Below are 12,051 nucleotides of genomic sequence, written 5' to 3'. Positions count from 1 at the left end.
CGTCAGATGGCCACGTTCTGGAGCTTCTTGCGACGGCCGTAGATCAGCGTCGCCAGGGCGCGCGATACGGTGATCGCAGTGAACATCGAGGCGAAAATACCGATGATCATTGTCAACGCGAAGCCCTTCAGCGGACCGGTACCGAATGCGTACAGGGCCACGCCGACGATCAGGCCGGTCAGGTTGGCGTCGAGGATGGTGCCGCTGGCACGGTCGTAACCGGTCACGATCGCGGTCTTGCCCGGCATGCCGGCCCGCAGCTCTTCACGGATACGCTCGTTGATCAGCACGTTGGCGTCGACCGACAGGCCCACCGACAACGCCAGGCCGGCGAAGCCCGGCAGGGTCATGGTGGCACCGAACATCGACATCACCGCCACCACGATCAGCAGGTTGAACAGCATGGCCAGCGAGGTGATCACGCCGAACATGCGGTAGTACACGCTGAAGAACACCAGGGTGAACAGGAACGCGTAGACCACGGCGGTAATACCGTTCTGCACGTTCTCGGCACCCAGGCTCGGGCCGACCACGCGCTCTTCCACGAAGTCCATCGGCGCGGCGAGCGAGCCGGACTTCAGCAGCTTGGCCAGGTCCTCGGCTTCCTTCTTCTCCAGACCGGTGGTCTGGAAGTTCTTGCCGAACACGCCGTTGATGTTGGCCACCGAGATGACTTCTTCCTTGACCCGGAAGCTGCGCACTTCCTTGCCATCGACCATGGTCACGGTCGGGATGCGCTCGGTGTAGACCACCGCCATCGGCTTGTTCACGTTGGCGCTGGTGAAGTCGAACATGCGCTGGCCGCCGACGTTGTTCAACGTCACGCTGACCGCGGCCGAGCCGTTCTGGTCGGTGGTGGCCTGCGCGGCGACCATCTGGTCACCGGTGACGATCACGCGCTTGTTGAGCAGCACCGGGCCGCCGTTGTCACGGCGCTGGTAGACCTTGGCTTCCGGCGGGATGCGGCCACTGGTGATGGCGTCCTGCGCGTTGCCGTCGACCACGGCGCGGTATTCCAGCGTCGCGGTGGCACCGATCATGCGCTTGGCTTCGGCGGTGTCCTGCACACCCGGCAGCTGCACGACCACGCGGTCGGCACCTTGGCGCTGGATGATCGGCTCGGCCACACCCAGCTGGTTGACGCGATTACGCAGCGTATTGATGTTCTGCTCGATCGCCCCGTTGGCGATCTGGCTCAGCTCGGTCTCCGGCACGGTGATGGCGATACGGTTGCCAGTGACGTTGTAGCCCAAGGTGGGCTGGGCCTTGGCCATCACATCACGCGCCTTGGTGACCGCTTCTTCGCCGGCCGACGGGCTGATGGTGGCCACGATGCTGTTGTCCGGGCGGCGCTCCACCGACTGGTAGGCCACGCGGGCATCACGCAGGCTGGTCCGCACGTCTTCGGCGTAGGCATCCAGGCGCTTGTCCAGGGCAGCCTTCTGGTCGACCTGCAGCACGAAGTGCACACCGCCCTGCAGATCCAGGCCCAGCACCATCGGGCGACCGCCCAGCTTGGCCAGCCACTCGGGCACGGTCGAGGCCAGGTTCAGGGCCACCACGTAGTTCTCACCCACGCTGTCGCGCAGCATGTCGCTGGCGGCGGCCTGCGCCTGCAGGTCCGGCAGGCGGACGATCAGGCTGTCGCCTTCCTTTTCCGCGCCGATGGTGGCGATACCGGCCTTCTTGAGGTCGGCCAGCACCTGGTCACGCAGCGCGTCGTCGATCTGGCCGCCACGGTTGGCGGTGATCTGGACGGCCGGGTCCTTCTGATAGACGTTGGGCAGCGCATACAGGGTACTGAGCGCCAGCACGATCAGGATGAGGAAATACTTCCAGCGTGGAAATTCGAGCATTGCTTGGGTCCCGCGCGGCGCCCATCCCGGCGCCGCGGTTGTGCTTCGGAAAGGAGTGGCTTAGTTGGCCGACTTCAGCGTGCCGGTGGGCAGCACGTTGCCGACGGCGCCCTTCTGTACGCGGATGCGCACGTTGTCGGCCACTTCCAGGGTGATGAAGTTGTCGCCGATGTCGGTGACCGTGCCGGCGATGCCGCCGTTGGTCAGCACTTCGTCGCCGCGCTTGATCTTCTCCAGCATCGCCTTGTGTTCCTTCTGGCGCTTCATCTGAGGGCGGATCATCAGGAAGTACATGATCGCGATCAGGATGATCGGGAACAGCAGCGTGGTCAGACCCATGCCGCCCTGCGGCTGGCCGCCGGCAGCTTGGGCGTGGGCGGCGGGAATCAGGAAAGCGATCAGGTTCATCTTGTGTCCTTGGGTTGGGAGGCGCCCCGCCCAGGTGGGCCGGGGAGTCGCCGCGAAACGGGGGTCAGCCACGAAGTATGCCATGGCCCCGGGAGTTCGTCCTTGGGCCGTTTGGCAGGGTTTGCGCGCCGATTTGAACTGCGCCGGGCCCTTACAGCGCCGGCGTGGCCATGCCACGGGCCGCGTAGAAGGACTCACGGAAGGCGGCAAAGGTTCCCGCCTCGATAGCCGCGCGCATGTCGGCCATCAGTTTCTCGTAGTAATACAGGTTGTGGATGGTGCCCAGCATCGGGGCCAGCATTTCGTTGCAGCGGTCGAGGTGGCGCAGATAGGAACGCGTATAGCCACTGGTGCAGGCGTGGCAGCCGCAGCCCGGCTCGATGGTGTCCATGTCGCGCTGGTAGCGCGCGTTGCGGATGCGGATGGTGCCGGCCGAGGTGAAATAGTGGCCGTTGCGGGCATTGCGGGTGGGCATCACACAATCGAACATGTCCACGCCACGTGCGACGCCTTCGACCAGATCCTCCGGGCGGCCCACCCCCATCAGGTAGCGCGGGCGGTCGGCCGGCAGGATCGGGTGCATATGGTCGAGCATGGCATTGCGTTCGTGCTCGGGCTCGCCCACGGCCAGACCGCCGATGGCGTAGCCGTCGAAGCCGATCTTCTGCAGGCCCTCTGCCGAGCGGCTGCGCAGGTCGTGGTGGACCCCGCCCTGGACGATGCCGAACAGCGCCGCGTCGTTGCCCAGTTCGTCATGCGCGTTGCGGCTGCGCTGGGCCCAGCGCAGGCTGAGCTCCATCGAGGTGCGCGCCACCGGCTCGGTGGCCGGGTACGGGGTGCACTCGTCGAAGATCATCACCACGTCCGAGTCGAGCACCTTCTGGATGCGCATGCTTTCTTCCGGCCCGAGGAAGACGCGTGCGCCGTCGTTCGGCGAGGAGAAGGTGACGCCCTGTTCGGTGATCTTGCGGCGATGGGCCAGCGAGAACACCTGGAAACCGCCCGAGTCGGTCAGGATCGGGCCATCCCAGCGCGCGAAACCATGCAGGCCGCCGTGGTCGGCGATGACGTCCAGGCCCGGCCGCAGGTACAGGTGGAAGGTGTTGCCCAGGATGATTTCCGCGCCCAGCGCCCGGATCTGCTCCGGCAGGATGCCCTTGACCGAGCCATAGGTGCCCACCGGCATGAAGGCCGGGGTTTCCACGGTGCCACGGGGGAAGGTCAGGCGGCCCCGGCGGGCACGGCCGTCGGTGGTCTGGAGTTGGAACTGGAGTCGGGACATGGAGCGGGATTCGGGCAAATAATTGCCGATTATCGCCGAAAAGCGGCCGACATGGCCGGTGGGAACCCGACGAGGACGGATCGACCCGCCAACCGTACCGGCCAACGGCCGGTACCTCCCCGTCCTGCCTGGACCCGGCCGTTGGTCGGTCGCGCGCCCACGCACGCGCACCTGGCCGTTGGTGGGTCGCGCGCCCACCGACGTAGAGCCGACCGTTGGTCGGCTGCCGGTCGGTCGGCTGCCCTCAGCTCACGCCTGCGGGAACAACAACATCGCGTCGCCATAGCTGAAGAAGCGGTACTTCTCGGCGATGGCGGCCCGGTAGGCCTCGAACACCCGCGCCTGCCCGGCAAACGCCGAAATCATCATCAACAACGTGCTTTCCGGCAGATGGAAATTGGTCACCATCGCGTCCACGCTGCGGATCCGGTAACCCGGGGTGATGAAAATCTGGGTCTCGCCGGCATACGGCAGCAGTTCGCCGTCGCGCATCGCGCTTTCCAGCGCGCGCACCACCGTGGTGCCCACCCCGATCACCCGCCCACCGGCAGCGCGTGTGCGGCGCACCTGCTGGACCAGCTCGGCGCCCACGTTCAACCATTCGCGGTGCATCACATGGTCGGTCAGGTCATCCACCCGCACCGGCTGGAAGGTGCCGGCGCCCACGTGCAGGGTCACATGGCCGAAGTCGACCCCCTTGTCCCTCAAGGCCGCCAGCAGCGCTTCGTCGAAATGCAGGCCGGCAGTCGGCGCGGCCACCGCGCCCACTTCACGGGCGAACACGGTCTGGTAGCGCTCGCGGTCGTCCAGCCCCGGCTCACGCTGGATGTACGGCGGCAACGGCAACCGGCCGGCATGCAGCAGCCACTGCTCCAGCGCCTCGGGCACGTGGAACTGCAGCACATAGAACTCGCCGTCGCGCCCCAGCACTTCGGTCTCACCGCCCGCGTCCAGCGCGATCCGGCTGCCGGGCTTGGGCGACTTGCTGGCGCCCACCTGGGCACGGGCCTGCTGCGCACCGAGCAGGCGCTCGATCAGGATCTCGACGCGGCCACCACTGGCCTTCTGCCCGAACAGGCGCGCCGGGATCACCCGGGTGTCGTTGAACACCAGCAGGTCGCCCGCGTTGAGCAGGTCCGGCAGGTCGCGCACATGGCGGTGGTCGAAGGCGGCCGGCGCCTGCGGTACCAGCATCAGGCGGCTGGCGGAGCGTTCGGCCAGGGGCGCCTGGGCAATCAGCTCGGGCGGCAGTTCGTAGTTGAAATCGGACTTCTTCAAGGCAGCGCACGGCAACGTGTAGGCAATGTCGGCCATTGTACGACTGGCCCTCGGTGGCAACGCAGCTTTTACCGAACGTCGCGCAAAATGCTGCTATGCAACAGTTTTTGACGGGGTTATCGCGCGAAAAACCGCGTGATAGCATCGGGCTGGAAGTCAGATGCACGAGCAGGAATACCCCGAGCGCGCGCGAATAGACGCGCGTTTTGCGTTTTGCGCCGTGCCGCCAATTGTTTCAGGAGATCTGCAATGAGCTTCATCGAACGCCTCGCCCCCCTTCGCGCCCAGCCCGGCACCCGCCTCACCGCCGGCCTGGATGACGCCACGCTGGAACGCCTGGCCGCTGGCCACCCGCACCTGGTTGCCGCGATCGACGCTGCCGCCGCCGAATTCGAGCGCGTGCGCGCCGACCTGGGCGCGCTGCTGGCCGCCGACGAACGCGCCCAGATCGATGCGATGCAGGACGGTTTCGTCAACTTCTATGCCGACGATGCGGTGACCCCGTATGTCGCCCTCGCCGCCCGCGGTTCCTGGGTGGTCACCCTGAAGGGGGCGGTGCTGTATGACGCCGGCGGCTACGGGATGCTCGGTTTCGGACATACCCCCGAGGCGGTGATGGAGGCGATGGCCGCCCCGCAGGTGATGGCCAACGTGATGACCCCCAGCCTGTCGCAGCAGCGCTTCATCCAGGCCCTGCGCAAGGAAATCGGCCACCGTCGCGGCGGTTGCCCGTTCAGCCACTTCATGTGCCTGAACTCGGGCTCCGAGGCCGTCGGCTTGGCCGCGCGCATCGCCGACGTCAACGCCAAGCTGCAGACCGACCCGGGCGCCCGCCATGCCGGCGCGAAGATCAAGCGGGTGGTGATCAAGGGCAGCTTCCACGGTCGCACCGACCGCCCCGGCCTCTACTCCGATTCCAGCCGCAAGACCTACACCCAGCACCTGGCCAGCTACCGCGGCGAAGACAGCGTCATTGCGCTGGCGCCGTACGACGAGGAAGCGCTCAAGCGCGTATTCGCCGAGGCCGAACAGAACCACTGGTTCATCGAGGCGGTGTTCCTGGAGCCGGTGATGGGCGAAGGCGACCCGGGCCGCTCGGTGCCGCCGTCGTTCTATGCGCTGGCCCGCGAGCTGACCCGCCAGCACGGCAGCCTGCTGCTGATCGACTCGATCCAGGCCGGCCTGCGTGCGCATGGCGTGCTGTCGCTGGTGGACTACCCCGGGTTCGAGGGCCTGGAGGCGCCGGACATGGAAACCTATTCCAAGGCACTGAACGCGGCGCAGTTCCCGCTGTCGGTCCTGGCCGTCACCGAACATGCCGCGCAGTTGTACCGCAAGGGCATTTACGGCAACACCATGACCTCCAACCCGCGGGCGCTGGACGTGGCCTGTGCCACCCTGTCGCTGCTGACCCCGCAGGTGCGCGAGAACATCCGTGTGCGGGGTGAGGAGGCGGTGCGCAAGCTGGAACAGCTCAAGGCCGACCTCGGCGGGCTGATCACCAAGGTGCAGGGCACCGGCCTGCTGTTCTCGTGCGAGCTGGCCCCGCAGTTCAAGTGCTACGGCGCCGGTTCCACCGAGGAATGGCTGCGCAACCACGGCATCAACGTCATCCACGGCGGCGAGAACTCGCTGCGCTTCACCCCGCATTTCGGCATGGACAGCGAAGAGCTGGACCTGCTGGTGGGGCTGGTGGGCCGGGCGTTGAAAGAAGGCCCGCGCCGGGAGCAGTCGCAGGCGGCGTGAGGCCCGTGGCCGTGCGGGCGTGAACCCGCACGGTCGGCCGCCATCGCCCGGTAGAGCCGACCGTTGGCCGGCGCCCGTCGCCCACACCCCGATTGGCCTCCGCGCCGGGAACGCGCGATAATCCCCTCCCGCATTCGCGGAACGAACCCCGTCACGAGGCCGGAACATCGGTCATCGGCGGGGCTTTTTCGTTTCCGCCGCACCCGTTCCGAACACAGGAAGATCCAATGAAGTCGATTTGCGTTTACTGTGGCTCCAACCCCGGCAGCAAGCCGATCTACACCGAACGCGCCATCGCGCTGGGCGACCGCATCGCCCGCGACGGCCTGCGCCTGGTCTATGGCGGCGGCAACGTCGGCCTGATGGGCACCGTAGCCAATGCTGTGCTGGCCGGCGGCGGCGAAGTGACCGGCGTGATCCCGCAGCAGCTGGCCGACTGGGAAGTGGCCCACCGCGGCCTGACCGAGCTGGAGATCGTCGGCTCGATGCACGAGCGCAAGTCGCGCATGTTCGAGCTGTCCGACGCGTTCGTGGCCCTGCCCGGTGGCTTCGGCACCATGGAAGAGATCTTTGAGATGCTCACCTGGCGCCAGCTCGGCATCGGCAACAAGCCGTGCGCGTTCCTGGACGTCGACGGTTTCTACGCACCGCTGATCGGCATGATCGACCGCATGGTCGAAGAGCGCTTCCTGCACCCGGAACAGCGTGCGGACCTCTGGTACGGCGCGGACATCGACGCCATGCTGGACTGGATGCGCGCGTATGAGCCGGCGCAGGCATCCAAGTGGATCGACGAGAAGCGTCGCGCCGCATTGGTGTGATGCGGTGATGTGGGGGTGTCGGCCAGCGGCCGGCACTACCCTGCGAAGGTGTCCATGGGCGCGGGGCGACCCAGCAGATAGCCCTGGCCGTAGTCGCAGCCCAGCTGCAGCAGGGTCTGGCGCTGGGCATCGTTTTCGATGCCCTCCCCCACCGTCTCGATGCCCAGCGTGCGGGCCAGCGACAGCACGCCCTGCACCAGCGCGTAGGTGCTCTGCATGTCTTGGCCGTGCAGGCCGGCGATGAAACTCTGGTCGATCTTCAACGTCGAAATCGGGAACCGGTGCAGGTAGGACAGCGCCGAGAAGCCCGTACCGAAATCATCCAGCTGCACCAGCACGCCGCGCTCACGCAGCGCCTGCAGGATGCGCAGCGTGCGCGGGCCGTCGTCGAGCAGCGCCACTTCGGTAATCTCCAGGCGCAGCCGGTGTGGGTCGGCCCCAGCCGCCTCGATCAGCCCGAACAGGCGGGCGCTGAAATCGGCCGAACGGAAATGCCGCGGCGACACGTTCACCGACAGATAGCCCTCGCCCCCCTTCGCGAGCTGCCCAATCACGTCTTCGTACAGCAGCCAGTCCACCTGCTCGATCAGACCGCTTTCCTCGCCAAGGTCGAGGAACGCACTCGGCAGCAGCAGCCCACGGCGTTCGTGGCGCCAGCGCAGCAGCGCTTCGTAGCCCACCACCGCGCCGTCGGACAACCGCACGATCGGCTGGTAATACGGCAGGAAGTCGCGGTTGATGATCGCCCGGCGCAGATCCGCTTCCAGATCCAGGCTGCGCAGGGCTTCTTCGCGCATGGCCTCGTCGAACACCGCACAGCGGTCCTTGCCCTGAGCCTTGGCCCGGTACATCGCCGCGTCGGCATCACGAACCAGTTCCTCGCCATTGCGGTAGCGCGGGTTCCACATCGCGATGCCCAGGCTGCCGGACGGAAACAGTTCACGCCCCTTCACCCACATCGACTCTTCCAGCGCCACCAGCATCCGCTGCGCGAATTCGCGCGCCGAATCCAGGCCGTGGTCGCACTGCAGCACGATGGCGAACTCATCGCCGCCCAACCGCGCCACCACGTCGCCGGGGCCGATCATCGACACGATCCGCTTGGCCACCTCGACCAGCATCTGGTCACCGGCCGCATGGCCGATGCTGTCGTTGACCAGCTTGAAGCGGTCCAGGTCCAGGAACAGCACCGCAAAGCGCGGCCCGTCGGGCACCCGCGCGCGCGCGATGGCATCTTCCAGCCGGTCCAGCAGATGCAGCCGGTTGGGCAACCCGGTCAGCGCGTCGTGCATGGCCTGGTGGGTCAGGCGCTGCTCGGCGCGCAGGCGCTCGCCGATCTGCCCGAGCAGCTTGTCGTTCACCTCGGCCAACTCGCGGGTGCGCTCGTCCACGCGTTTTTCCAGCTCGGCGTGCGCGTTGCGCAGGCGCTCCTGGTCGCGCTGGCGGGCCAGGCCGTTGCCGATGTTCTGCGCCACGAAGGTAAGCAGGCGCTGGTCGTGCGCGGTGAAGCTCACCTCCGGCGAGTAGCTCTGCACCACGATCACCCCGACCACGTCGTCGTCGCTCAACAGCGGCACGCCCAGCCAGCAATGCGAGCGCGCACCGAACTCGCGTACCCGCCCGGCGTCACGCAGGGCGTCGATGTGCTCGCGCGAGGCCAGCAGCGGCTGCCGGTTGCGCACGATGAACTCGGTCAGGCCCTGGCTGAACGGACGCGGCGCGCGCGACGCGTTGTACTCATCCACCGAGTACACGAAATCCAGCCCGTCACCGCCTTCGTTGACCAGGGCGATGTAGAAATTGCGTGCATCCAGCAGCGTGCCCACCACGCCATGCACCTGCACGTAGAACTGCGCCAGGCTCTCGGCGCTCATCGCCATTTCAGCGATGTTGAACAACGCCAGCTGCAGCTTCTCGGCGCGGCGGCGTTCTACTACCTCGTCCTGCAGGCTGCGGTTGGCGCGCTGCAGTTCCAGCGTGCGCCGCTCCACCTGGCGTTCCAGCTGCACCTGGGCCTGGCGGCGGTCCATCGCGGTGAGGATGTGCTGGGCCACGTAGCCCAGCAGGGTGCGATCGGCCTCGTTGTAGCGCACCCGCTGCTCGTAGCTCTGCACCACGATGGCTCCGCACACGCGGCCCTCGCGCAGCATCGGAACGCCGAGCCAGTCCAGGCTTTCCGGCCCGCGGCTGGGGTCGTATTCGTCGTTCATCGCCGCCAGCAGCTCGTTGGACGGCCCGCTCAGCGGCTGCCCGTGGCGCAGCAGCGCGAACGTCAGGCTGCGCGGCATTTCGTGTTCTTCGTAGCTGCGGTCGGGGTCGGCCACGAAGCTGTCGCGCTGGTCGGCGAAGTACAGGAAGCGCACCCGTCGGCGCACGTCGTCGTACTCGACGATGTAGCAGTTCTGCGCGTACATCAACGAATTGAGCACGCGGTGGAAGTGGCGCAGCATGTCGGCCATTTCCAGGTCCGCGCCGGCCAGGTCGGCAATCTCGTACAGCGCCTGCTGCAGCCGTTTGGACGTTTCCAGTGAGCGGATCTGTGCCCGCTGCCGGGCCAGGGCTACCGCGTCCTGCAACGCCCGCCGGGCGATGTCCCACCAGGCCTGGTCGGGCACGCCACCGTCGGCGGTCAGCGCCTGCACGGCCAGTTCGCTGCCGTGGTCCTGCCAGCGACGCAGCGCGGCCTCGGCCCCGGTGGCACCGCCCAGCAGGGCCTCCAGCAGCGCGGCGGGGTCCTGAGCGGGGACAGGATCGGCCTGGCAGCCTTCCCCCAGGCCTGGATCGGACCAGGCCAGCGCCACCTGCGCATCGCCGGGCAACAGCGCGCCCAACGCCTGCGCAAGCGCAGCGGAAACCACTGCGTCATGATCGGAATGCCGCACGGATGTCGCTATCTGGCTGGACACGATGCTGATCTCTTCTGGCGCCGGATGCCCGGCACCTCCCCTGTGCCCTGAGCATAACGCGGCGGGCGGGGGGCAATGGAAGCCCACAACCCCGTTCAGCGCCTTCGGACGTTGAACAGGCCATGTCCCCCGTGCCCGCGCCCCTGTTGTCGCCTGCCATCGCCGCCACGCCCAGCTATGCGGAATCCCGCCCAGCGCTTACCCTGTGCGCCGTGGATGCCGCTGCCCTGCCAACCGACGAATCGCTGATGCTGGCCTGGGCCGGCGGGGAGCTGCGCGCGTTTGAAACCCTGTATGCGCGTCACCGCAGCCGCCTGTACAGCTTCCTGCTGCGCCAGCTGCGCGACGCGGCGCTGGCCGACGAGATGTTCCAGGACGTCTGGCAGCGGGTGATCGCCGCGCGCGCCGGCTGGCAGCCCGATGCCGCCTTCACCACGTGGCTGTTCCGGATCGCCCACAATCGGCTCAACGATCACTGGCGCGCCGCGCGTCACCGTCCGCCAGCGCCCGGCGACGCCGACGAGCGGGTGGCACGGATGAGCGACACGCGCACCCCCGAAAGCCAGCTGTCCGAGTTTGAAGAGCGGCGGCGCCTGCAGCTGGCGATGGAACAGCTGCCGGATGAACAGCGTGAGGTACTGCAGTTGCGGCTGGAGCAGGAACTGAGCCTGGAAGAGATCGCACAGATCACCGGGGTTGGCCGCGAGACGGTCAAGTCGCGGCTGCGCTATGCGATGGACAAACTGCGCGCGGGGCTGTCGGAATGAACCGCTCCGATCCGCTGACCCCCGAAGAACGCACGCTGGCCCGCCTGCTCGGCCGTGCCGCGCCCAGCGCACCGTCGGCCGCGTTGGACGAGGCGGTGCTGGCGGCCGCACGGGCGGCCGTGCAGCCTGCACCGGTGGCCACGGCGGTCCCTGCAGGCGACCCGGACGTTGCATCGCCACCGCCCAAGGCTGCCGCCCCCATCACGCGCCGGCCGCGGTCGCGGCTGCCCGCCGCGCTGGGCTTGGCCGCGTCGGTGGTGTTCGCGGTCGGCATCGCCTGGCAGCTCAAGCCCGACGCCCCGACCCCGCCCGAGCTGGCAGAGGTCGCACCCGCACCCGCCGAGGATGCCGTGCAGGCACCAGCCGCCGACGTTGCCGCCCCCGCGATGGCCGCCGCTGAGGTAGCGGATGCCGCCGCTGCACCGGTGGCCCAGCCGCAGGCCAGACAACGCTCGGCCGCCGCCGCGCCGCCTCCACCACCCAACGACGTGCCGCGCCCGATGGCGGCACAGCCCGCGCCCTCGGTAGTGACTCCGCCGATGCCGCCGGCCCCGCCGGCACCCGCGGCCGCCCCGATGCAGGCCCCCGCTGCCCCGCGTGCAGACGCGTACGTGATGGACAGCGCAGAGGCGCGCCCCAACGACACCGTCACCGTGACCGGCGGGCGGGCGCGCGACGAGGCGCTCACCGCCGCACCGGCACCGATGGCCAACGAAGCGGCGCGCACGATGAAAGGCGCCCCCGGAGTGATGCGGCGCGCGGCATCGCCGGCCGTGGGCGGCGCGTTGTCGGCCAGCGCCGTCGATGCGGCCGTTGCAGCCGATGCCCTGCTGCCGCGCAAGCAGTGGCTCAAACGCATCCGCGAGCGTCGCGATGCCGGCGACCGCGATACCGCACGGGCCAGCCTGGAGCGTTACCTGCAGCAGTACCCGGAAGCGCGCGTGCCGCGCGACGTACGTCAGCTGCTGGACAACTGAGGGCACGTGA

9 protein-coding genes are annotated in these 12,051 nt (G+C 68.0%); 4 read left to right on the top strand and 5 right to left on the bottom strand.

Annotated elements, in window-relative coordinates:
- Positions 1 to 2: 2 nt before the first annotated feature.
- The 4 genes from secD to queA all read right to left on the bottom strand — a co-directional run bounded on the left by secD (position 3) and on the right by queA (position 4,860).
- Entirely contained in the window at positions 3 to 1,856 is a 1,854-nt protein-coding gene (secD, locus tag GQ674_RS07155) for a protein translocase subunit SecD (protein ID WP_159496504.1), read from the bottom strand.
- Positions 1,857 to 1,916: 60 nt separating this feature from the next.
- Positions 1,917 to 2,264, bottom strand: coding sequence for a preprotein translocase subunit YajC (yajC, locus tag GQ674_RS07150; protein ID WP_128096753.1), 348 nt, complete (start codon positions 2,262 to 2,264; stop codon positions 1,917 to 1,919).
- 151 nt (positions 2,265 to 2,415) lie between these two features.
- The gene (tgt, locus tag GQ674_RS07145; protein WP_128096752.1) at positions 2,416 to 3,546 is read right to left on the bottom strand and encodes a tRNA guanosine(34) transglycosylase Tgt; all 1,131 of its coding nucleotides are present in this window, start codon (positions 3,544 to 3,546) and stop codon (positions 2,416 to 2,418) included.
- Positions 3,547 to 3,795: 249 nt separating this feature from the next.
- The gene (gene queA / locus GQ674_RS07140; RefSeq protein WP_159496503.1) at positions 3,796 to 4,860 is read right to left on the bottom strand and encodes a tRNA preQ1(34) S-adenosylmethionine ribosyltransferase-isomerase QueA; all 1,065 of its coding nucleotides are present in this window, start codon (positions 4,858 to 4,860) and stop codon (positions 3,796 to 3,798) included.
- A 213-nt stretch (positions 4,861 to 5,073) separates the two neighbouring features.
- Between queA and GQ674_RS07135 the strand changes: the two genes are divergently transcribed.
- Both GQ674_RS07135 and GQ674_RS07130 read left to right on the top strand, forming a co-directional pair.
- The gene (locus GQ674_RS07135; protein ID WP_159496502.1) at positions 5,074 to 6,570 is read left to right on the top strand and encodes an aminotransferase class III-fold pyridoxal phosphate-dependent enzyme; all 1,497 of its coding nucleotides are present in this window, start codon (positions 5,074 to 5,076) and stop codon (positions 6,568 to 6,570) included.
- 227 nt (positions 6,571 to 6,797) lie between these two features.
- Positions 6,798 to 7,391, top strand: a complete 594-nt coding sequence (locus tag GQ674_RS07130; RefSeq protein WP_159496501.1) for a TIGR00730 family Rossman fold protein — start codon at positions 6,798 to 6,800, stop codon at positions 7,389 to 7,391.
- 35 nt (positions 7,392 to 7,426) lie between these two features.
- Here the strand turns inward: GQ674_RS07130 and GQ674_RS07125 are convergent, their stop codons facing one another.
- Entirely contained in the window at positions 7,427 to 10,249 is a 2,823-nt protein-coding gene (locus GQ674_RS07125) for an EAL domain-containing protein (RefSeq protein ID WP_159499296.1), read from the bottom strand.
- Between the two features lie 296 nt (positions 10,250 to 10,545).
- On the opposite strand from GQ674_RS07125, the gene GQ674_RS07120 reads away from it, so the two are divergent.
- Entirely contained in the window at positions 10,546 to 11,064 is a 519-nt protein-coding gene (locus GQ674_RS07120) for an RNA polymerase sigma factor (protein WP_236546279.1), read from the top strand.
- Entirely contained in the window at positions 11,061 to 12,041 is a 981-nt protein-coding gene (locus GQ674_RS07115; protein ID WP_159496499.1) for a hypothetical protein, read from the top strand. The genes GQ674_RS07120 and GQ674_RS07115 overlap by 4 nt, the downstream gene beginning before the upstream one ends.
- The last annotated feature ends 10 nt before the right edge of the window (positions 12,042 to 12,051 follow it).

The organism is Stenotrophomonas sp. 364 (assembly GCF_009832905.1).
GTDB lineage: Bacteria > Pseudomonadota > Gammaproteobacteria > Xanthomonadales > Xanthomonadaceae > Stenotrophomonas > Stenotrophomonas maltophilia_AP.
Note: the sequence above shows the minus strand (reverse complement) of the source record. Positions and strands in the feature narration are given on the sequence as shown.

Coding starts and splice junctions, on each gene's coding strand:
- GQ674_RS07135 (WP_159496502.1), top strand. CDS start 5,074: ATGAGCTTCATCGAACGCCTCGCCCCCCTTCGCGCCCAGCCCGGCACC.
- secD (WP_159496504.1), bottom strand. CDS start 1,856: ATGCTCGAATTTCCACGCTGGAAGTATTTCCTCATCCTGATCGTGCTG.
- GQ674_RS07115 (WP_159496499.1), top strand. CDS start 11,061: ATGAACCGCTCCGATCCGCTGACCCCCGAAGAACGCACGCTGGCCCGC.
- tgt (WP_128096752.1), bottom strand. CDS start 3,546: ATGTCCCGACTCCAGTTCCAACTCCAGACCACCGACGGCCGTGCCCGC.
- queA (WP_159496503.1), bottom strand. CDS start 4,860: ATGGCCGACATTGCCTACACGTTGCCGTGCGCTGCCTTGAAGAAGTCC.
- yajC (WP_128096753.1), bottom strand. CDS start 2,264: ATGAACCTGATCGCTTTCCTGATTCCCGCCGCCCACGCCCAAGCTGCC.
- GQ674_RS07130 (WP_159496501.1), top strand. CDS start 6,798: ATGAAGTCGATTTGCGTTTACTGTGGCTCCAACCCCGGCAGCAAGCCG.
- GQ674_RS07120 (WP_236546279.1), top strand. CDS start 10,546: ATGCTGGCCTGGGCCGGCGGGGAGCTGCGCGCGTTTGAAACCCTGTAT.